This is a genomic window from Kitasatospora sp. NPDC002227 (assembly GCF_040296285.1).
Classification (GTDB): domain Bacteria; phylum Actinomycetota; class Actinomycetes; order Streptomycetales; family Streptomycetaceae; genus Kitasatospora.
Map to the genome: position 1 here is coordinate 17,466 of NZ_JBEOWY010000065.1, position 24,077 is coordinate 41,542.

The 24,077-nt window shown below is 74.7% G+C and carries 2 protein-coding genes; both read left to right on the forward strand.

What is annotated here, in order from left to right:
- Nucleotides 1-240: 240 nt before the first annotated feature.
- Nucleotides 241-16,353, forward strand: a complete 16,113-nt coding sequence (locus tag ABT095_RS35045) for a type I polyketide synthase (RefSeq protein ID WP_502885124.1) — start codon at nt 241-243, stop codon at nt 16,351-16,353.
- A gap of 46 nt (nt 16,354-16,399) precedes the next feature.
- The coding region (locus ABT095_RS35050; RefSeq protein WP_350533634.1) for a type I polyketide synthase at nt 16,400-24,077 on the forward strand (7,678 nt) is incomplete at its 3' end.

The following is a 24,077-nucleotide window of genomic DNA, read 5'->3' on the forward strand; positions in this document are numbered from 1 at the left end:
GTCGTCATGGTGGGCATTGTGCACCGGGAGGTCTTCGCGGGCACCTGGATTACGGGCGTCGGCGGGTGGCGAGACCCCGTCTGACCAGGGCCGCCCCTAAGGGCCCGTAGGGGTTGTTGGGCTCAGGGGCCGGTTCCTAGGGTCGGTGGCGAGACTCGGCGTCGGCTGTCTGATCTGTCGTCAGGCGGCCGGCGATTTTTCACTTTTCCAGGCGCGCAACCTTCCTGCGCGCACACGCGAATTCGGCATGCCGACTTCCGGTGCGGCCGGCCAGAACCGAAGAGGTGGCATTCAGTGGCGAATGAAGAGACACTTCGTGACTACCTCAAGTGGGTCACCGCCGACCTGCACCAGGCGCGGGAGCGCCTGCGGGAGCTGGAGGCCGGGGACCGCGAGCCGATCGCCGTGGTCGCCATGGGCTGCCGGTACGCGGGCGGGGTCGGCACACCTGAGGAGCTCTGGCAGCTGGTCACGGAGGGCAGGGACGCCGTCGGCGGCTTCCCGGAGAACCGGGGCTGGGACACCGAGGCGCTCTACGACCCGGACCCGGACCGGCCCGGATCGTCGACCACCCGGGAGGGTGCGTTCCTGGCCGATGCCGATCTCTTCGACGCGGCCTTCTTCGGGCTGAGCCCGCGCGAGGCCCTGGCGATGGACCCGCAGCAGCGCCTGCTGCTCGAGACCTCCTGGGAGGCCTTCGAGCGCGCGGGCGTCGACCCGCAGTCCCTGCAGGGCAGCCGCACCGGCGTCTTCGTCGGCTCCAACGGCCAGGACTACGGCGCCCTGTTCGGCAACTCCGCCGAGAACCTCGAAGGGCACCTGATCACCGGCACCGCCGCCGCCGTCATCTCCGGCCGGCTCTCCTACACCTTCGGGCTCGAGGGCCCGGCGGTCACCGTCGACACCGCCTGCTCCTCCTCGCTGGTGGCGCTGCACCTGGCCGTGCAGTCGCTGCGCCGCCGCGAGTGCGACCTGGCGCTGGCCGGTGGTGTGACGATCATGTCCACCCCCGCCACCTTCACCGAGTTCTCCAAGCAGCGGGGACTGGCCGCCGACGGCCGGTGCAAGGCGTTCGCCGCGGCGGCCGACGGCACCGGCTGGGGCGAGGGCGTCGGCATGGTGCTGGTCGAGCGGCTCTCCGACGCGCAGCGCAACGGTCACCGGGTGCTCGCGGTGATCCGCGGCTCCGCCGTCAACCAGGACGGTGCCTCCAACGGCCTGACCGCCCCCAACGGCCCCTCGCAGCAGCGGGTGATCCTGGAGGCCCTCGCCAACGCCGGGCTGACCACCGACGAGGTGGACGCCGTCGAGGCGCACGGCACTGGTACGACGCTGGGCGACCCGATCGAGGCCCAGGCGCTCCTGGCCACCTACGGCCAGGGCCGCAGTGAGGGTCAGGCGCTGCGGCTCGGGTCGGTGAAGTCCAACATCGGTCACACGCAGGCCGCTTCGGGCGTCGCCGGTGTCATCAAGATGGTCCAGGCGATGCAGCACGGCGTGCTGCCGCAGACCCTGCACGTGGACGCGCCGACCCCGCACGTGGACTGGACGGCGGGCGCGGTCGAGCTGCTCACCGAGTCGGTGCGGTGGCCGGAGACCGGGCGGCCGCGCCGCTCGGCGGTCTCCTCGTTCGGCATGAGCGGTACCAACGCGCACATCGTCCTCGAGCAGGCCCCGGAGGAGGAGCCGGCCGCCGAGCAGCCGACTGCCGAGCGGCCGGTGATCGAGGCCCCGATGGCGCCGTGGGTGCTCTCGGGCAAGGGCGAGGCGGCGCTGGCCGCGCAGGTCGAGAGGTTCGCCGCTTTCGAGGGCGACCGGGCGGCGGTGGCGGCCGCGCTGGTGCGCGGGCGGGCGGTGTTCGAGGACCGGGCGGTGCTGCTCGGCGACGAGCAGGTCACCGGGCGGGCGCTCGGCAACGGCGGCGTGGTGCTGGTCTTCCCCGGCCAGGGCTCCCAGTGGGTGGGCATGGCGGCGGGTCTGCTGCAGGCCTCGCCGGTGTTCGCCGAGTCGATCGTGGCCTGCGGCGAGGCGTTGCGGCCGTACGTGGACTGGGACCTCGAAGAGGCGCTGGAGAGCGCCGAGTTGCTCGAGCGCGTCGACGTCGTCCAGCCGGTGCTGTTCTCGGTGATGGTCTCGTTGGCCGCGCTGTGGAGCGCCATGGGCGTCACCGTGTCGGCGGTGGTGGGTCACTCGCAGGGTGAGATCGCCGCCGCGTGTGTCGCCGGTGCGCTGTCGCTGGAGGACGCCGCCCGGGTGGTCGCGCTGCGGGCCAAGGCGCTGGCACGGGTGGCCGGTTCGGGCGGCATGGTGTCGCTCTTCGCGTCGGCCGAGAAGGCCGAGGAGCTGCTCGCCGGGTTCGAGGGCCGGGTCGGCATCGCGGCCGTCAACGGCCCCGGCTCGGTGGTGGTCTCGGGTGAGGCCGCCGGGCTGGACGAGGTCATGGCGGTGTGCGCCTCGGCCGGTGTCGATGCCCGTCGGGTGAACGTGGACTACGCCTCGCACTCGCCGCAGATGGAGCTGCTCGAGGCGGAGATCACCGAGGCGCTGGCCCCGATCACGGCGCTGACGCCGAGCATCCCGATGCTGTCGACCTACACCGGGGAGTGGGTCAAGCCAGGTGAGCTGGGCGCCCGTTACTGGTACGAGAACCTGCGCCACCCCGTCCGGCTGCAGCACGCGGTCGAGGAGCTGGCGAAGGCCGGCCACCGCGTCTTCGTGGAGTCCAGCCCGCACCCGGTGCTGACCGTCGGCGTGCAGGACACCCTGGACGAGACCGGCGTCGCGCTGGGCACCCTGCGCCGCGACAAGGGTGACGCGACCCGCTTCCTGACCTCCGTCGCCGAGGCGTACGTCCACGGCGCCACCGTCGACTGGACCCGGGTGCTCACCGCCGCCGGTCACGTCGACCTGCCCACCTACCCCTTCCAGCAGCGCCGTTTCTGGCCGCAGGTCTCGGCCGCGCTCGGCGATGTCACCTCCGCCGGGCTGGGCAGCGCGGAGCACCCGCTGCTCGGCGCCGCGATCGCGCTCGCCGACGGCGACGGGCTGCTGTTCACCGGCCGGCTCTCCTCGCACACCCACCCCTGGATCGCCGACCATGCGCTCGGTGAGAACGTGCTGCTGCCGGGCACCGCGTTCGTCGAGCTGGCCGTGCACGCCGGGGCCCGGGTCGGCTGCGAACGGGTGGACGAACTGACCCTTGGCACCCCGCTGTTGCTCGGTGGCGCCGAGGCGGTCACCGTCCAGCTGTGGATCGGCGCCCCCGAGGCCGACGGCCGCCGCCCGGTCAGTGTGTACTCGCGCCGGCAGGACGACCCCGCCTCGATCGAGGAGCCCTGGACCCAGCACGCCACCGGGTACTTGACGGACAGTCAGGCAACTGATCCGGCCGAGGACGCCGTGCTCGCCGCCTGGCCGCCGGCCGGGGCGGAGGCCGCCGGCGCCGAGGCCGTGTACGCGGGCCTGGACGAGCGCGGCTACGGCTACGGCCCGGCCTTCCGGGGCCTGCGGGCCGCCTGGCGGCTCGGCGAGCAGGTCTTCGCCGAGGTCGCGCTGGCCGAGAAGGAGGCCGCCGAGGCGCCCACCTACAACCTGCACCCCGCCCTGCTCGACGCCGCCCTGCATGCCCTCGCCCTGCTGCCCGGCGGTGACACCGAGGACAGCTCCCCCCGGATCCCGTTCTCCTGGGACGGAATCGAGCTGCACGCCACCGGTGCCTCCGTGCTCCGGGTCCGGCTCGCCCCCGCCGGTGGGGACGCCGTCTCGGTGCTGGTCGCCGACGGCAGCGGCCGCACCGTCGCCACCGTCGACGCGCTGACCCTGCGCCCGGCCCAGCTCGGCCGGCTCACCACCGAGGGCGCCGCCCGGCGCGACTCGCTCTTCCAGCTCGACTGGCAGCCCCTGGCGGCCGCGACCACCGGTACGGGCACCTTCGCGCTGCTCGGCCCTGACTCCGCCGCCGAGCCGCTGCGCCGCGCCGGTCACCAGGTCACCGCCTACGCCGACCTGGCGGCCCTGGCCGAGGCGGCGCCCGAGGTCGTGCTGCTCCCGGTGACCGCGACCGACGGCGAGGTGCTCGCCGCCGCGCACACGACCGCCGCCGACACGCTGGCCCGGCTCCAGGAGTGGCTGGGCACCGAGGCGCTCGCGGGCCGCGCCCGCCTGGTGGTGCTCACCGAGGGCGCCGTCGCCGCCCGCCCCGGCGAGCAGCTGGCCGGTCTCGCGGCCTCACCGGTCTGGGGTCTGCTGCGTTCCGCGCAGAGCGAGCACCCCGGCAGCTTCACCGTGCTCGACCTGGACGGCACCGAGGCCTCCTGGGCCGCCCTGCCCGCCGCCGTCGGCTCCGCCGAGCCGCAGGCCGCGCTGCGGGAGGGGGAGATCCTGCTTCCTCGTCTGGGCCGCCCGACCGCACCCGCCGAGGCAGCGCCCGTCTGGGACCAGGACGGCACCGTCCTGGTGGTCGGCGGCACCGGTGTGCTGGGCGCGCTGGTGGCCCGCCACCTGGTCGCCGAGCACGGCGTCACCCACCTGGTGCTGACCAGCCGCCGGGGCCCCGAGGCGCCCGGCGCCGCCGAACTGGCCGCCGAACTGGCCGAGCTGGGCGCCCAGGTGAGCATCCTGGCCTGCGACGCGGCCGACCCGGCCCAGCTGGCGGCCGCCGTCGCGGGCATCGGCGAGGCCGCGCCGCTGCGCGGGGTGGTGCACACCGCCGGGGTCCTGGACGACGCGGTCCTCGAGTCGGCCACCCCCGAGCAGCTGGCGGGCGCGCTGCGGGCCAAGGCCGATGTCGCCTGGCAGCTGCACGAGTTGACGCGCGGACTCGACCTTGCGGCCTTCGTGCTGTTCTCCTCCTTCTCCGGCGTGGCCGGCAGCCCCGGCCAGTCCGCTTACGCGGCGGGCAACGCCTTCGTGGACGCGCTCGCCGCCCACCGACGCGCGCTGGGCCTGCCCGGCCTGTCGCTCGCCTGGGGCTTCTGGGACCGCGCCAGCGGCATGACCGGCCACCTGGACAGCACCGAGCTGAGCCGGATCGCACGCCGTGGCGTGCTGCCGCTCACCGCCGAGCAGGGCCTCGCGCTGCTCGACACCGCGACGGCCACCGACACCGCCTTCCTGGTGCCCGCCCGGCTCGACCTGGCCGCGCTGCGCCGCCAGGCCGGTGCCGGTGAACTCGCCGCCCTCTACCGGGGGTTGGTGCGCGGCCTGCCGCGCCGCACGGCCGACGACGCCGGTGGCGCGGGGGCCGGGCGCTACGCCGGGCTGGGCGCCGCCGAACTCGACCGCGCGATGCTGGAGTTGGTCCGCACCGAGGCCGCCACCGCGCTCGGCCACGGCGCCGACAGCCCGGTCGAGGCCGACCGGGCCTTCAAGGAGCTCGGCTTCGACTCGCTGACCGCCGTCGAGCTGCGCAACCGCCTGGCGCGCGCCACCGGCGTCCGGCTGCCCGCCACACTGGTCTTCGACTACCCGAACCCGCGCGTGCTCGCCGGCCAGCTGGCCGCCCAGCTCGCCGGTCAGCCCGCCGCAACGAGTCGCGCGGCAGCGGTGGTTGCCAAGCAGGACATGGACGAGCCGATCGCCATCGTCGGCATGGCCTGTCGCTACCCCGGCGGGGTGCGCTCGCCCGAAGACCTGTGGGAGCTGGTCGCCGCCGGTACCGACGCCGTCGGCGGCTGGCCCGAGGACCGTGGCTGGGACACCGCCGAGCTCTACGACCCCGTGCCCGGCCGGGCCGGGCGCAGCTACTCCGACCAGGGCGGATTCCTCTACGACGCGGGTGAGTTCGACGCCGCCTTCTTCGGCATCTCGCCGCGCGAGGCGATCGCGACGGACCCGCAGCAGCGCCTGCTGCTCGAGGCGGCCTGGGAGGCATTCGAGCGCGCGGGCATCGACCCCGCCTCGGTGCGCGGCAGCCGGACCGGCGTCTTCGCGGGCGTGATGTACCACGACTACGCCTCCCGTCTGTTCGGCGCCGGGCCCAAGGAGCTGGAGGACGTCCAGGGGTACCTGGGCAACGGCAGCGCCGGCAGCGTCGCCTCCGGCCGGATCTCCTACACCCTGGGCCTGGAGGGCCCGGCCGTCACCGTCGACACCGCCTGCTCCTCCTCGCTGGTCGCCCTGCACCTGGCCGCGCAGGCGATCCGCCAGGGCGAGTGCACGATGGCGCTGGCCGGTGGTGTGACGGTGATGTCCACCCCGGGCATCTTCATCGACTTCAGCCGCCAACGGGCGATGGCCGCCGACGGCCGCTGCAAGCCGTACGCCGCCGCCGCCGACGGCACCGGCTGGGGCGAGGGCGTCGGCATGCTGCTGGTGGAGCGGCTGAGCGACGCCCAGCGCCTGGGCCACCCCGTGCTCGCCGTGCTGCGCGGCTCCGCCGTCAACCAGGACGGAGCCTCCAACGGCCTCACCGCCCCGAACGGCCCCTCGCAGCAGCGGGTCATCCGGCAGGCGCTGAGCAGCGCCGGCCTGACCACCGACCAGGTCGACGTGGTCGAGGGCCACGGCACCGGCACCACGCTGGGCGACCCGATCGAGGCGCAGGCCCTGCTTGCCACCTACGGTCAGGACCGCCCGGAGGGCCGGCCGCTGCTGCTGGCCTCGGTGAAGTCCAACATCGGTCACACGCAGGCCGCTTCGGGCGTCGCCGGTGTGATCAAGATGGTGATGGCGATGCGCCACGGCATCGTCCCCGCCTCCCTGCACGTGGACGAGCCGACCCCGCACGTGGACTGGACGGAGGGTGCCGTCGAGCTGCTCGCCGAGCGGACCGGCTGGCCGGAGACCGGCCGTCCGCGCCGGGCCGGTGTCTCCTCCTTCGGCGTGAGCGGCACCAACGCGCACGTCATCCTGGAGCAGGCGCCGGAGCAGCGGGCAACTCCAGCTGTGAAGCCGGTACTTGACGCTCCTGTGCTGCCGTGGGTGCTCTCCGGCAAGGGCGAGGCGGCGCTCGCCGCGCAGATCGAGAGGTTCGCCGCTTTCGAGGGCGACCAGGCGGCGGTGGCGGCCGCGTTGGTGCGCGGGCGGGCGGTGTTCGAGGACCGGGCGGTGCTGCTCGGCGAGGAGCAGGTGACCGGGCGCGCCGTCGGCGAAGGCGGTGTGGTGCTGGTCTTCCCCGGCCAGGGCTCGCAGTGGGTCGGGATGGCGGCGGGGCTGCTGCAGGCCTCCCCGGTGTTCGCCGAGTCGATCGCGGCTTGCTCGGCCGCGCTGCGGCCCTTCGTGGACTGGGACCTCGAGGAGGCGCTGGAGAGCCGCGAGTTGCTCGAGCGCGTCGACGTCGTCCAGCCGGTGCTGTTCGCGGTGATGGTCTCGCTGGCCGCGCTCTGGCGCTCGATGGGCGTCACGGTCTCGGCCGTGGTCGGCCACTCCCAGGGTGAGATCGCCGCTGCCTGCGTCGCCGGGGCGCTCTCGCTGGAGGACGCGGCCCGGGTGGTCGCGCTGCGGGCCAAGGCGCTTGAGCGGGTGGCGGGTTCGGGCGGCATGGTGTCGCTGTTCGCCTCCGCCGAGAAGGCCGAGGAGCTGCTGAGCGGCTTCGCGGGCCGGGTCGGCATCGCCGCCGTCAACGGCCCCGGCTCGGTGGTGGTCTCGGGTGAGGCCGCCGCGCTGGACGAGTTCATGGCGGTCGCCGCCGAGGCCGGGGTGGACGCCCGCCGGGTCAACGTCGACTACGCCTCGCACTCGGCCCAGATGGAGGTGTTGGAGGAGGAGATCACCGAGGCCCTGGCCCCGATCACGGCGCTCACCCCGAGCATCCCGATGTTCTCCACCTACACCGGTGAGTGGGTCAAGCCCGGGGAACTGGCCGCCCGTTACTGGTACGAGAACATGCGCCACCCCGTCCGCCTGCGGTACGCGGTCGAGCAGTTGGCGAAGGCCGGCCACCGCGTCTTCGTGGAGTCCAGCCCCCACCCGGTGCTCACCGTCGGCGTGCAGGACACCCTGGGCCACAGCGGCGTCGCCCTCGGCACGCTGCGCCGCGACAAGGGCGGTGCGACCCGCTTCCTGACCTCCCTCGCCGAGGCCTTCGTCAACGGTGCGGACGTCGACTGGAGCCTGCTGCTCACCGAGACCGCGCACGTCGACCTGCCCACCTACCCGTTCCAGCGCGAGCGCTACTGGCTGGACGGCTTCACCGCCGCCCCCGCCGGGGCCGGTGAATCCGATGCCGCCGACAGCGAGTTCTGGCGCGCGGTGGAGAGCGGCGAGCTGGCCGCGACCCTCGGGGTCGACGCGGACCGTCCGCTCAGCGAGCTGCTGTCCGCGCTCTCCGACTGGCGCCGGGGCCGCCGGCAGTCCGCGGCGCTGGACAACTGGCGTTACACCGTGGCCTGGAAGCCGGTCGCCGCGAAGGCGGCTGCTCCGACGGGCAGTTGGCTGGTCGTCAGCGGCCCGGAGGGCACGGCGGCCGCCGAGGAGTGCGCTCAGGCGCTTGGCGCGGTAGGCGTGACGGTACGTCGGCTCACCCTGGGCGAACCCGACCGCGCCGAGTACGCCCGTACCCTCGCCGAGGTGCTCGCGGACGGCCCGGTGGACGGCGTCCTCGCCACCCTCGGCCTGGACGGGACCGACTCCGCCGCCGGGCCCGCCCTCACCCGGGGGCTGGCCGGCACGCTGGCCCTGGTGCAGGCGCTCGGCGAGGCCGGGATCGGCGCTCCGCTCTGGCTGGTCACCCGGGGAGGGGTGAGCATCGGCCGCTCCGACGAGCTGCGCAGCCTGGCGATGGGCCAGATCTGGGGCTTCGGCCGCGTGGTCGCCCTGGAGCACCCGGACCGCTGGGGTGGTCTGGTCGACCTCCCCGAGACCATGGACGAGCGGGCCGCCGAGCGGCTGTGCACCGCGCTGGCCGGGCTGCCCGGCGGCGAGGACCAGGTGGCCGTCCGCCCCGCCGGGCTGTACGTGCGCCGCCTCCAGCGGGCGCAGCTGGCGGGCCGCCCGGCCGTCCGCGACTGGCGGCCCGGCGGTACGGTGCTGGTCACCGGGGCCACCGGCACGCTGGCCCCGCACATCGCCAAGTGGCTGGCGGAGTCCGGTGCCGAGCACCTGGTGCTGGTCAGCCGCCGCGGGCCGGAGGCCCCCGGCGCGCCGATCCTGCAGGCCGACGTCGAGAGCCTCGGTGTCAGGGCCACCATCGCCGCCTGCGACGTCTCCGACCGCGAGCAGCTCCGGGAGCTGGTCGACCGGCTGGCCGCCGAGGGCACGCCCGTCACGAGTGTCCTGCACGCGGCCGCCTCGATCCGGCTGCTGCCGATCGAGGTGCTCACCGCCGAGCAGCTGGAGCGCGATCTCCAGGCCAAGGTGCTCGGCGCCCGCAACCTGCACGAGATCTTCGCCGAGGACACCCTGGACGCCTTCGTCCTGTTCTCCTCGATCGCGGGTGTCTGGGGCAGCGGCGACCACGCCGCCTACGCGGCCGGGAACACCTACCTGGACGGCCTCGCCGAGCAGCGCCGGGCAGCCGGTCTCGGGGCGACCTCGGTGGCCTGGGGCGTCTGGGCCGCCGTCAACCTGTGGGACGGGCAGCTGATGCCCGAGGGCGTCGACTCCGAGCGCCTGCAGCGCCAGGGCCTGCCCTTCCTGGAGCCCGCTCCGGCCTTCGCCGCGCTCAAGACGGTGCTCGACCACGACGAGACCTTCGTCGCCGTCGCCGACGTGGCCTGGGACCGCTTCGCCGCGGCCTTCACCGCCGCCCGGCCGCGCCCGCTGCTCGACGGCATCCCCGAGGTCCAGGCTCTCCACGCCCCGGCCGAGGCAGCCGTCAGGACCAGCCCGCAGGCCGCCACCGAGCTGGGCGGCAAGCTGCTCGGCCTCTCGGCCGCCGACCAGGACCGGCTGCTGCTCGATCTGGTCCGCAGCAACGCCGCCGCCGTGCTGGGGCACAGCTCGCCGGAGGCCGTGGCGGAGTCCCGCGCGTTCAAGGAGCTCGGCTTCGACTCGCTGACCGCCGTCGAGCTGCGCGACCGGCTGACCAAGGCCACCGGCCTGCGGCTGCCGACCACGCTGGTCTTCGACTTCCCGACCCCGCTCGCGCTGGCCGCCCGGCTGCGCGAGGAACTGCTCGGCGAGCGGGCCGAGGTGACCGTGGCCACCGGTGTCGGAGCGGCGGACGAGCCGATCGCCATCGTCGGCATGGCCTGCCGGTACGCGGGCGGTGTCGAGTCGCCCGAGGACCTCTGGCGGATGCTCGCGAGCGGCGGGGACGGCGTCTCCGGCTTCCCGACCGACCGCGGCTGGGACTTGGAGGCGCTGTACGACGCCGACCCCGACGCGCGCGGCACCAGCTACACCCGCGAGGGCGGCTTCCTGCACGGCGCCGGACAGTTCGACGCGGGGTTCTTCGGCATCTCCCCGCGTGAGGCCGTCGCCGTCGACCCGCAGCAGCGCCTGCTGCTCGAGGTCTCCTGGGAGGCGCTGGAGCGGGCCGGGATCGACCCGCAGACCCTGCACGGCACCCAGGTCGGCGTCTTCGCCGGCACCAACGGCTCCGACTACGCGGCCCTGGTGGCCGGCGCCCCGGCCGGCGGCGAGGGGTACCTGGCCACCGGCAACTCGGTCAGCGTCGCCTCCGGCCGCATCTCGTACACCCTCGGTCTGGAAGGCCCGGCCGTCACGGTCGACACCGCCTGCTCCTCCTCACTGGTCGCCCTGCACCTGGCCGCCCAGGCGGTGCGCAGCGGCGAGTGCACGATGGCGCTGGCCGGTGGTGTCACGCTGATGACCACCCCGGCCGCCCTGGTCACCTTCAGCCGCCAGCGCGGCCTGGCCACCGACGGCCGCTGCAAGGCCTTCGCCGGCGCCGCCGACGGTATGGGCATGGCCGAGGGCGTCGGAATGGTCGTGGTCGAGCGCCTCAGCGACGCGCAGCGCCTGGGCCACCCGGTGCTCGCGGTGGTCCGGGGTTCGGCGATCAACCAGGACGGTGCCTCCAACGGCCTCACCGCCCCCAACGGCCCGGCCCAGCAGCGGGTGATCCGCCAGGCGCTGGCCAACGCCGGCCTGACGGCCGACCAGGTCGACGCCGTCGAGGCGCACGGCACCGGCACCAAGCTCGGTGACCCGATCGAGGCCCAGGCCCTGCTCGCCACCTACGGCAAGGACCGGGAGACTCCGCTGCTCCTGGGCTCGGTCAAGTCCAACATCGGCCACTCGCAGGCCGCCGCCGGTGTGGCCGGCGTGATCAAGATGGTGCTCGCGCTGCAGAACGGCATGCTGCCGCAGACCCTGCACGTGGACGAGCCGACCCCGCACGTGGACTGGAGTGAGGGGGCGGTCGAGCTGCTCACCGAGGCCGCCGACTGGCCGCGCCGGGCCGAGCGCCCGCGCCGGGCCGGTGTCTCCGCCTTCGGCATCAGCGGCACCAACGTGCACGTCCTGCTCGAGGAGGCCCCCGAGGCTTCGGAGGCGGCCGCTCCGGACACCGCGCTGCCGGTGGTGCCCTGGGTGCTGACGGGCCGTGGAGCCGCGGCGCTCGCCGGGCAGGCCGGGCGGCTGGCGGCGGCGCTAGGGGACGGTGCGGGGTCGAGCCCGGCGGATGTGGGGTTCTCGCTGGCCCGGGGCCGCTCTAGGTTCGAACACCGTGCGGTGGTGATCGCGACCGACCTGGACGGGTTCCGTTCGGGCCTCGGCGCGCTCGCGGCCGAGGTCGAGGCACCCGGAGTGGTGCGCGGGGTGAGCGCTGGGGGCAGGGTGGCGGTGATGATGTCCGGTCAGGGCAGTCAGCGAGCCGGGATGGGGCGTGAGTTGTACGCCGCGTTCCCGGTCTTCGCCGACGCGCTCGACGGCGTCTGCGCCCACTTCGACGCCGAGCTGGAGCAGCCGCTGCGCGAGGTCCTGTTCGCGGACTCGGGTCTGCTGGACCAGACCGCCTATACCCAGGCCGGCCTGTTCGCGATCGAGGTCGCGCTGTACCGCCTGATCGAGTCCTGGGGTGTCACCCCCGACTACCTGGCCGGCCATTCGATCGGTGAGCTGGCGGCAGCGCATGTCGCCGGTCTCTGGTCGCTCGAGGACGCCTGCAAGCTGGTGGCGGCCCGTGGCCGCCTGATGCAGGCGCTGCCGGCCGGTGGCGCGATGCTCGCCGTGCAGGCGACGGAGTCCGAGGTCCGGGCCGCACTGAGCGGCGCGGTGGACGTCGCGGCCGTGAACGGGCCCGAGTCCGTGGTGGTTTCGGGCGTCGAGGCGGATGTCGCGGCGCTGGAGGCGGTCTGGCGGGCGGAGGGCCGGAAGGTCAAGCGGCTCACGGTCAGCCATGCCTTCCACTCCGCGCTGATGGAGCCGATGCTGGCCGAGTTCCGGGCGGTGGCACAGGAGTTGACCTACCGCACGCCGCGCGTCCCGGTGGTCTCCAACCTGACCGGTTCGCTGGACGCCGACCTGACCGACCCCGAGTACTGGGTGCGGCACGTCCGCGAGGCCGTCCGCTTCGCCGACGGCGTGGCCGCGCTGCGGGAGCAGGGCGTGCGGACCTTCCTGGAGCTCGGCCCCGACGGTGTGCTCTCCGCCCTGGTGCCGGACCCGGCGGTCGCCGTGCCGGTGGCCCGGGCCGGGCGGGGCGAGGTGGAGGCGCTGTTCACCGGCCTCGCCACCGCCTTCACCCGGGGCATGCCGGTCGACTGGTCGGCCGTCTTCACCGGGACGGGCGCAGTCCGGGTCGACCTGCCGACCTACGCCTTCCAGCGGGACCGGTACTGGCTGGACGCGCCGGTCGCGGCCGCCGGTGACCTGACCTCGCTCGGCCTGACCGCCGCCGAGCACCCGCTGCTCGGCGCCGCCGTCACCCTGGCCGAGGAGGAGGGCCTGCTCTTCACCTCGCGGCTGTCCGCCAAGGCGCAGCGCTGGCTGCCGGAGCACGAGGTGCTCGGGGCCGTCCTGGTGCCCGGCGCGGCCTTCGTCGAGCTCGCCCTGCAGGCCGCCGCCCACGCGGGCGTCGACCAGGTGGACGACCTCACGCTGGAAGCCCCGCTGGTGCTGCCCGCGCAGGGCGGGGTGCAGCTGCAGATCCGGGTCGGCGCGGCCGAGCAGGGCGGGCGGCTGCCGTTCACCGTGCACGCGAGCGCGGACGCGGACCAGCAGTGGACCCGGCACGCGAGCGGCTACCTGGCCGCCGCCTCTGCCGAGGCCACCGCAGACCTGGCCGTCTGGCCGCCGGCCGGGGCGACCGCCGTCGATCTGGCTGACTTCTACCCCGCGCTGGCCGCCCGGGGCTACGCCTACGGCCCGCTCTTCCGGGGCCTGCGCGCCGCCTGGCGCAAGGGCGAGGAGCTCTTCGCCGAGGTCGCCCTGCCGGAGCAGGCCGGCGCCGAGGCCGGTGCCTACGGCCTGCACCCCGCCCTGCTCGACGCGGCCCTGCACCCGGTGGGTCTGGGCGACTTCCTCGGGGACGCGGGCGACGGCCACCTGCCGTTCGCCTTCTCGGGAGTGCGCCTGCACGCCACCGGAGCGCGTGCCCTGCGGGTGCGGATCGCCGGTGCGGGCACCGACGCCGTCACCGTGCAGGCCGCCGACGTGAGCGGCCGGCCGGTGCTCTCGGTCGAGGCCTTGGTGCTGCGCCCCGTCAACGCCGGGCAGCTGCAGGAGGCTTCGGCCGGTGACGACTCGCTCTACCGTCTCGCCTGGCCGTCCGTGCCGCTGACCGACGCGAAGGCCGACGGCTGGGCGCTGCTCGGCGAGGACCTCTTCGGCACCGGCCTGCCGACGGGCGACCTCGCCGCTGCCTCGGTGCTGGTGGCCTGCGCCACCGCGCCCCGGCAGACGCTGGAGCTGCTCCAGGGCTGGCTGCGGGAGGAGCGGTACGCCGACTCCCACCTGCTGGTGCTGACCCGTGGCGCCGTCGCGGTCGACGCTCCGGTGGCCGACCTGGAGGCCGCCGCCGTCTGGGGCCTGGTGCGCTCCGCGCAGTCCGAGCACCCCGGCCGGATCCTGCTGGTCGACGTGGACGGCACGCCCGAGTCCTGGGCCGCGCTGCCCGCCACGGCCACCGCCGGTGAGCCGCAGCTCGCGCTGCGCGCCGGAGCGGCCTTCGCGCCGCGCCTGCTGCCCGCCCGTACGGCCGAGGCACTCACCGTGCCTTCTGGTCAGGGCACTTGGCGCCTCGACGGCGCCGGTCGCGGCACGCTGGACTCGCTCGACCTGGTCGAGTGCCAGGCTGCGGAGTTGGGCGAACACGAGGTCCGGGTCGCGGTCCGGGCCGCCGGGGTGAACTTCCGTGACGTGCTGAGCGCGCTCGGAATGTACCCGGGCGACGCGCCGGTGCTCGGCGGCGAGGGCGCCGGTGTGGTCGCCGAGGTGGGTCCGGGTGTCACCGGCCTCGCCGTCGGTGACCGGGTGCTCGGGATCTTCCCCGGTGCCTTCGGCCCGGAGGCGGTCGCCGACCACCGGATGGTGGCGCCGGTCCCGGCCGGGTGGTCGTTCGCGCAGGCGGCGTCGGTGCCGATCGTGTTCCTGACCGCGCTGTACGCGTGGACGGATCTCGGTTCGGTGCGGGCCGGTGAGCGGGTGCTGGTGCACGCCGGTGCCGGTGGTGTCGGCATGGCGGCGATCCAGCTGGCCAAGCACCTGGGCGCGGAGGTCTTCGCGACCGCGAGTGAGGGCAAGTGGGACACCCTGCGCTCGCTGGGCCTGGACGATGACCACATCGCCTCCTCGCGTGACCTCGCCTTCGCCGCCAAGTTCCTGGCCGTCACGGGCGGCGAGGGTGTGGACGTGGTGCTCAACTCGCTGGCCCGGGAGTACGTGGACGCCTCGCTCGAACTGCTGCCGAACGGCGGGCGGTTCCTGGAGATGGGCAAGACGGACATCCGCACGAGCGTGCCCGAGGGCGTGGCCTACCGGGCCTTCGACCTGGTCGAGGCCGGCCCGGCCCGGATCGGCGAGCTGCTCGGTGAGCTGCTCCGGCTCTTCGCGGCCGGGGCCGTCGATACGCTGCCGGTGCGCAGTTGGGACGTCCGGCAGGCCCGGGAGGCCTTCCGGTTCATGAGCCAGGCCAAGCATGTCGGCAAGGTCGTCCTGACGGTCCCGCAGGCGATCGACCCGGAGCGTACGGTCCTGGTCACCGGCGGCACCGGTTCGCTGGGCGCGTTGGTGGCCCGGCACCTGGTGACCGAACACGGGGCCCGCAAGCTGCTCCTGCTGTCGCGGCGCGGTCCGGAGGCGCCCGGCGCCAAGCAACTGGTTGACGACCTGGCCGAGTTGGGTGCCGCCGCCGATGTGATCGAGTGCGACATCACGGACGGCGAGGCGCTGGCCGGCGTACTGGCGGGCCGCGGGCTGACCGCCGTGGTGCACACCGCCGGTGTCCTGGACGACTCGGTGACCGAGGCGATGACGGCCGAGCAGCTGGCGACGGTCTGGGCACCGAAGGCCGCGGCCGCCGAGCAGTTGGACAAGCTGACGAAGGACCAGGACCTCGCCGCCTTCGTACTGTTCTCCTCCGCCTCCGGCATCTTCGGCGGCGCCGGCCAGGCCAACTACGCGGCCGCCAACGCCTACCTGGACGCCCTGGCGGACCGCCGCCGCTCGCTCGGCCACCCGGCCGTCTCGCTCGACTGGGGCCTGTGGTCGCAGAGCGGCGGGATGACCGGCGAGCTGGGCGAGGCGGATCTCCAGCGGATGGCCCGCTCCGGGGTCGCCGCGCTGACGGCCGAGCACGGGCTCGCTCTCCTCGACGCCGCCCTGCGGCGCCCGGAGGCGGCGCTGGTGCCGCTGGCCCTTGACCTGGCGGCCCTGCGCCGCCAGGCGGCGGCCGGTGAACTGCCCGCCCTGATGCAGGGGTTGGTGCGCCAGAAGCCCAGGCGGGCGGTGGCCGCCCAGGCGGGCGCGGCCGACCCGGCGGCGGAGTTCCAGCAGCGGATCGGCGGCCTGACCGGCGCCGACCGCGAGCGGGCGCTGCTCGAACTGGTGCAGTCGCACACCGCGTTGGTGCTCGGCCACGCCTCGGCGGGCGGGATCGATCCGGGTCGGGGCTTCCTCGAGCTCGGCCTCGACTCGCTCTCCGCGGTCGAGCTGCGCAACCGGCTCGGCGCCGTGGTGGGCCGTCGCCTGCCCGCGACGCTGATCTTCGACTACCCGTCACCCACCACGCTGGCCCAGTACCTCGGCGAGCAGCTGCCCAGTGGCGGGGACAGCACGTCCCCGGCGCCGCTGGTGCACGCCGAACTGGACCGGTTGGAGGCGCTGCTGGCCGGCGTCGCCGCGGGTGACACCGAAAGCGACGGCATCACCACGCGTCTGCGTGAGCTGCTGTCGACCTGGCAGAAGACCCAGAGCCCGGCGGACGGACCATCGGCCGCCGAATCGCTCGAGCTTGCCACCGCGGACGAGCTGTTCGACCTCCTTGACAGCGAGCTCGGCACGTCCTGAATTGCTCCACCCCCCGTCTGACGAATGCCGCAAAGAGGGACGCGAAATGGTGAATGAGGAGAAGTACCTCGACTACCTGAAGCGGGCGACCGCTGACCTTCGGGAGGCGCGTCGTCGGCTCCGTGAGGTGGAGGAGGCCAGCCGCGAGCCGATCGCCATCGTCGGCATGGCCTGCCGCTTCCCGGGGGGCGTCCGTTCGCCGGAGGACCTCTGGCAGATCGTCGACGGCGGGGTGGACGCCATCGCGGAGTTCCCGGCCGACCGGGGCTGGCCGCTGCCGGGCTCCGGCGCGGCCGGCTCCGAGGCCCTCGCCGACATTCCCACGCCGCTCGGCGGATTCGTCTACGACGCGGGGGAGTTCGACCCCGCGTTCTTCGGCATCTCACCGCGTGAAGCGGTCGCGATGGACCCGCAGCAGCGCCTGCTGCTCGAAACCTCCTGGGAGGCCTTCGAGCGGGCCGGCATCGTGCCCGGCTCGCTGCGCGGCAGCCAGGTCGGCGTCTTCGTCGGCGCGGCCGGCCAGGGCTACGGCGCGGCTGCCCAGGAGACCGGCGAGGACAGCCACCTGCTCACCGGCAACGCCACCAGCGTGGTCTCGGGCCGGCTCTCCTACACCTTCGGGCTGGAGGGCCCGGCGGTCACGGTGGACACGGCCTGTTCGTCCTCGCTGGTCGCCCTGCACCTGGCCGTCCAGGCGCTGCGCAGCGGCGAGTGCTCGATGGCGCTCGCCGGTGGTGTCACCATCATGTCCAGCCCCGGGCTGTTCGTGGAGTTCCACCGCCAGCGCGGCCTGGCCGGAGACGGCCGCTGCAAGGCTTTCGCCGACGCGGCCGACGGCACCGGCTGGGGCGAGGGTGTCGGCATGTTGCTCGTGGAGCGGCTGAGCGACGCCCAGCGCCTCGGCCACCAGGTGCTCGCGGTCGTCCGCGGCACCGCCACCAACCAGGACGGCGCCAGCAGCGGCCTGACCGCCCCCAACGGCCCGGCCCAGCAGCGGGTGATCCGCGCCGCCCTGGCCAACGCCCGCCTCACCGCCCAGCAGGTCGACGCCGTCGAGGCGCACGGCACCGGCACCGCGCTCGGCGACCCGATCGAGGCCCAGGCCCTCCTCGCCACCTACGGCCAGGGCCGGGAGCCCGGGCAGCCGCTGCTGCTCGGCTCGCTCAAGTCCAACATCGGCCACACCCAGTCCGCCTCGGGTGTGGCCGGCGTGATGAAGATGGTCATGGCGATGCGCCACGGCGTGCTCCCGCGCACCCTTCACGTGGACGCGCCCTCCTCGCACGTCGACTGGACGGCCGGCTCGGTCGAGCTGCTCACCGAGGCCGTCGCCTGGCCCGAGACCGGGCAGCCGCGCCGGGCCGCCGTCTCCTCCTTCGGCATCAGCGGCACCAACGCGCACGTGATCATCGAGCAGGAGCCGGTCGAGGCCGAGGCCGACGAGCCGGTTGCGGCGGAGCCGGTCAACCGTGCCGGTGAGCTGCCCTGGCTGCTCTCCGGCACCACGGCGGAGGCACTGCGCGGCCAGGCCGCGAGCCTGCTCCAGACCCTGGGCGAGACCGACCCCTGGGACCTCGGCCGCTCACTGGCCCTCAGCCGCACCGCCTTCGAACACCGCGCCGTCCTGCTCGGCCGCACCCGCGAGGAGCTGGCGACGGCCCTGGAGCAGCTCGCCCGGGGCGAGAGCTCGGGCGCGGTCGTGCAGGGCGTGGCCGCGCCGGGCACGGCCGGGCGGACCGCCTTCCTGTTCTCGGGGCAGGGGAGCCAGCGGGCGGGGATGGGGCGTGAGTTGTACGACGCGTTCCCGGTGTTCGCGGCGGCGTTGGACGAGGTGTGTGAGCAGGTCGAGCTGGAGCGGCCGCTGCGTGAGGTGATGTTCGACGCCTCGACGGATCTGCTGGACCAGACGGCGTACACCCAGCCCGCGCTGTTCGCCTTCGAGGTCGCGCTGTACCGCCTGGTGGAGTCCTGGGGTGTGCGGCCGGACTTCCTGGCGGGCCACTCGATCGGTGAGATCGCGGCTGCGCATGTGGCTGGTGTGCTGTCGATGGCCGACGCCTGCACGTTGGTGGCGGCCCGTGGCCGCCTGATGCAGGCGCTTCCGGTCGGTGGTGCGATGCTCGCGGTGCAGGCTTCGGAGGACGATGTCCGGTCTGCGCTGGTCGAGGGTGTCGACATCGCGGCGGTCAACTCTGCTGACTCCGTGGTGGTTTCGGGTGTCGAGGCGGCGGTGGCGGAGCTGGAGGCCGCCTGGCGGGCGGAGGGACGGCGGGTCAAGCGGCTCACGGTCAGTCATGCGTTCCACTCGGCGCTGATGGAGCCGATGCTGGACGAGTTCCGGGCCGTCGTGGAGGCGCTGACCTTCGCGCAGCCGCGAATCCCATTGGTGGCGACCAGTGTTGGTGACTTCGCCACGGCCGAGTACTGGGTGCGGCACGTCCGGGAGGCGGTTCGCTTCGCCGACGGTGTGGCCGCGCTGCAGGACCAGGGCGTGCGGACCTTCCTGGAGATCGGCCCGGACGGTGTGCTGTCCGCGCTGGCCGAGGGCGTTCCCGCCCAGCGCTCCGGCCGCCCGGAGACGCAGGCCGTCGCCGCCGCCCTGGCTGCGCTGCACGTCCGGGGTGTGCGGATCGACTGGGACACGTACTTCGCGGGCGCGCAGCGCGTGGACCTGCCGACGTACGCCTTCCAGCGCACCCACTTCTGGCTCACCGGCGACCCGGCGGCTTCCTCGGCCGCTGCGGCCGACCAGGTGGAGTCGCGGTTCTGGGAGGCCGTCGAGCGTGAGGATCTGAGCGCCGTCGAGGCCGCGCTCGAACTGGAGTCCGAGACGGCGCCCGATCTCGGCGCTGTCCTGCCCGTGCTCTCCTCCTGGCGTCGCAAGCGCCGCGAGGCCTCCGTGGTGGACGCCTGGCGCTACCGGGTCCAGTGGGAGCCGGTCGAGCAGGTCCGCGCCGAGGAGCCGGCCGGCAGCTGGCTGCTGGTGCACCCCGAGACCGACTGCCGGGCCGCCGACGAGCTCGCGGCCGTGGTCGAGCGGGCCGGGGGCAGCGTGCTGCGCCTGGCCGCCGGACCGGGCCTGGCCGAGCGCCTGGCCGCTGTCGAGACCGCCGAGCTGCGCGGTGTCCTCGCCCTCACCGGCCTGGACGAGCGCCCGCACGCCACTCACCCCGCACTCAGCCAGGGTCTGGCCGACACGCTCACCCTCGTCCAGACCCTGCGCGAGCTCACCGCTCCGCTCTGGTGCGTCACCCGCGGGGCGGTGTCGATCGGCCGTTCCGACGCCGCGCTCTCGCCCGTCCAGGCGCAGATCTGGGGCCTGGGCCGGGTCGCCGCGCTGGAGTTCCCGCGCCTCTGGGGCGGTCTGCTCGACCTCCCGGAGACGCTGGACGAGCGCGCCGCCGGCCGCGTGGTCGCCGCCCTCACCCAGCAGGGCGAGGACCAGCTCGCCGTCCGCGCCTCCGGCGTCTTCGGCCGCCGCCTCGCGCACGCACCCGTGCCCGCGACCCCGGGCGAGTGGCGCCCGCGCGGCACCGTCCTGATCACCGGCGGCACCGGCGCCCTCGGCGCCGAGGTGGCCCGCCTGCTGGCCCGCACCGGCGCCGAGCGCCTGGTGCTGACCAGTCGTCGCGGCGCGGACGCCCCCGGCGCCGCCGAGCTGGCGGCCGAGCTCACCGGCCTCGGCGCCCAGGTCACCCTCGCCGCCTGCGACGTTGCCGACCGCACCGCCGTGGCCGAGCTGCTCGCGCGGATCGCCGCCGAGGGCACGCTGACCGCCGTCGTGCACGCGGCCGGGGTCGGCGAGATCCGCCCGATGGCCGAGACCGGCCTGGCCGAGGCCGCCGAGGTGCTTGCCGCCAAGGTCCGCGGCGCCGACCACCTGCACGAACTGCTCGGCGAGCAGCCCCTGGACGCCTTCGTCCTCTTCTCCTCGATCGCCGCCGCCTGGGGCTCGGCCGGCCAGGCCGTCTACGCCGCCGCCAACGCCCACCTGGACGCGCTGGCCGAGCACCGCCGCCGGGCCGGCCTCGCCGCCACCGCGATCGGCTGGGGCCCGTGGGCCGAGGGCGGCATGGCCGCCGACGAGGCCGCCCGCGACCACCTGGCCCGGCGCGGAGTCACCGCGATGTCCCCCGAGCGCGCAGTGGCTGCGCTGCAGACCGCTGTCGCCGCGCAGGACACTGTCGTCGTCGTCGCCGACGTCCAGTGGGACCGCTTCGCCCCGAACTTCACTGCCACCCGGGCCGGTTCGCTGCTCGCCGGCCTCCCCGAGGTGCGGGCCGCCCTGGCCGGGGCCACCGCCTCGACCGCCGGCGCAGGGGAGTCCGCACTGCTCCAGCGCCTGGCCGGGCTGACCGCCACCGAGCAGGCCCGCGCGCTGCTCACCCTGGTGCGTACGGAGGTTGCGGCCGTCCTCGGCCACGCCACCGCCGAGAGCGTCGAGTCCGGCAAGGCCTTCCGCGACATGGGCTTCGACTCGCTGATCGCGGTCGAGCTGCGCAACCGCCTGGGCGCGGCCACCGGCCTGCAGCTGCCCACCACCGTCGCCTTCGACCACCCGACCCCGACCGCCCTCGCCGACTTCCTGCGCACCGCCGCGCAGTTGGCCGACGAGTCGGTGGCCCCGGCCGCGACGGGCGTGGTGCTGGCCGCTGACGACCCGATCGCCATCGTCGCCATGAGCTGCCGCTACCCCGGCGGCGTCAGCACCCCGGAGGAGCTGTGGGAGCTGGTCGCGGCCGGCCGCGACGCCGTCGGCGACTTCCCCGCCGAGCGCGGCTGGGACGCCGAGCGGCTCTACCACCCGGATGCGGACCACCCCGGCACCACGTACGCGACCCAGGGCGGGTTCGTCCGAGGAGCCGAGACCTTCGACGCGGCGCTCTTCGGCATCTCGCCGCGCGAGGCGCTGACGATGGACCCGCAGCAGCGCCTGCTGCTCGAGACCGCCTGGGAGGCCTTCGAGCGGGCCGGCCTGGACCCGCGCTCGGTGCGCGGCTCCCGGACCGGTGTCTTCGTCGGCTCCAACGGCCAGGACTTCGCCGCCCTGCTCGCCGCCGCCGCCCAGTCCGGCGAGGGCTACCTGGCCACCAGCAGCGCCGCGAGTGTGGTCTCCGGCCGCCTGTCCTACACCTTCGGACTGGAGGGCCCGGCGGTCACCGTCGACACGGCCTGCTCCTCCTCGCTGGTCGCCCTCCACCTGGCCGTCCAGGCCCTGCGCGGCGGCGAGTGCGAGCTCGCGCTCGCCGGTGGTGTGACCATCATGTCCACCCCGGGTGCCTTCATCGAGTTCTCCCGCCAGCGGGGACTCGCCGCCGACGGCCGCTGCAAGCCGTTCGCCGAGGCCGCCGACGGCACCGGCTGGGGCGAGGGCGTCGGCCTGCTGCTCGTCGAGCGGCTCTCCGACGCGCAGCGCAACGGCCACCCGGTGCTCGCGGTGGTCCGGGGTTCGGCGATCAACCAGGACGGTGCCTCCAACGGCCTGACCGCCCCCAACGGCCCGGCCCAGCAGCGGGTGATCCGCCAGGCGCTGGCCTCCGCCGACCTGACCGCCGACCAGATCGACGTGGTCGAGGCGCACGGCACCGGCACGGCGCTTGGCGACCCGATCGAGGCCCAGGCCCTGCTCGCCACCTACGGCCGCGAGCACGGCGCCGAGGCGCCGCTCTGGCTCGGCTCGGTGAAGTCCAACATCGGTCACACGCAGGCCGCTTCGGGCGTTGCCGGTGTGATCAAGATGGTCGAGGCGATGCGCCACGGCGTGCTGCCGCAGACCCTGCACGTGGACCAGCCCTCCACCCACGTGGACTGGACCGTCGGCGCGGTCGAGCTGCTCACCCGGACCCGCGAATGGCCGGAGACCGGGCGTCCGCGCCGGGCCGCCGTCTCCTCCTTCGGCGTCAGCGGCACCAACGCCCACACCATCATCGAGCAGGCGCCGGCCGCCGACCAGGCCGAGCGGGCCGCCGAGGACGGCACGGTGCACACCTGGCTGCTCTCCGGCCGCACCGAGGAGGCGCTGCGCGCCCAGGCCGAGCGGCTCACCGCCGAGCTCGCCGCCCGGCCCGAACTCGCAGTCTCCGATGTTGCGTTGACGCTCGCCACCGCACGCGCCGCGCTGGAGCGCCGGGCCGCGGTGGTCGGCGCCGACCGTACCGAGCTGCTGGCCGGCCTTGCCGCGCTCGCCGCCGCACCGGCCGCCGGTACCACCGTGCGCGGCGTGCCGAGCAGCGCGGTGCTGTTCTCCGGGCAGGGCAGCCAGCGGGCCGGGATGGGGCGTGAACTGTACGCCGCCTTCCCGGTGTTCGCGGACGCGCTGGACGCGGTGTGCGCGCAGTTCTCCAACGAGCTGGAGCGGCCGCTGCGTGAGGTGATGTTCGAGGACGCTTCGGGGCTGTTGAACCGGACCGTCTACACCCAGGCGGGTCTGTTCGCGATCGAGGTCGCGCTGTACCGCCTGGTGGAGTCCTGGGGCGTGGCGGTCGACTTCGTGTCCGGTCATTCGATCGGTGAGCTGGCGGCGGCGCACGTCGCGGGTGTGTTCTCGCTGGCGGATGCGTGCAGGCTGGTGGGCGCCCGTGGCCGGCTGATGCAGGCGCTGCCGGCCGGTGGTGCGATGCTCGCGGTGCAGGGCGCCGAGGAGGACGTCCGGGCCGCGCTCAAGGGTGCGGTGGACATCGCGGCCGTCAACGGGCCTTCGGCGGTGGTGGTTTCGGGTGCGGAGGCGGATGTCGCCGCGTTGGAGGCGGCTTGGCTGGAGGAGGGCCGGAAGGTCAAGCGGCTTGCCGTGAGCCATGCGTTCCACTCGCCGCTGATGGAGCCGATGCTGGCCGAGTTCCGGGCCGTCGCCGAGACGCTGACCTACCACGCGCCGCGCATCCCGGTGGTCTCCAACCTGACCGGTGCGCTGAACGCCGACCTGACCGACCCCGGGTACTGGGTGCGCCATGTCCGCGAGGCGGTCCGCTTCGCCGACGGCCTGCGGACCCTGCACGAGAACGGTGTCCGCACCTTCCTGGAGCTCGGCCCCGACGGTGTGCTGACCGCGATGGCGCAGGACGTGCTGGCTCAGGACGGTGAGCTCGCCTTCGTCCCGGCGCTGCGCCGCAGCCAGCCGGAGGCGCGGGCGCTGGCCACGGCTCTCGGCGAGCTGTTCACGCACGGCGTCCCGGTCGACTGGGTGGCCCACTACGCCGGTTCCGGCGCCCGCCGCACCGACCTGCCGACGTACGCCTTCCAGCGTGAGCGCTACTGGCCGGAGCCGGCCCCCGCTGCCATGCAGGCCGAGGCTGCGACCGACACGGTCGAGGCCGGTTTCTGGGGCGCCGTCGAGCGCGAGGACCTGGACGGTCTGCTCGCCACCCTGGAGGTCGCCGAGCCCGGCGCCCGGGAGCGCCTGGGCGAGCTGCTGCCGGTGCTGGCCGGCTGGCGCCGCCGCAACCGCGAGCAGCAGACCGCCGGTGGTCTGCGCTACCGCACCGCCTGGCACCCGCTGACCGACACCGCCGCCGCCCGCCTGTCCGGCCGTTGGCTGCTGGTCGGGTCGGACGAGATCGGTCTCGCTGGGGCGCTGCTGGCGCACGGTGCTGCTGAGGTGGTGCGGGCGGAGTCGGTCGAGGCGGTGGCTGCTGGTGACTACCAGGGTGTGGTGTCGCTGCTGTCGGGTGTCGAGGAGGTGCTCGCGCTGCTGCAGCTGGGGTTGGTTGCTCCGCTGTGGTGCTTGA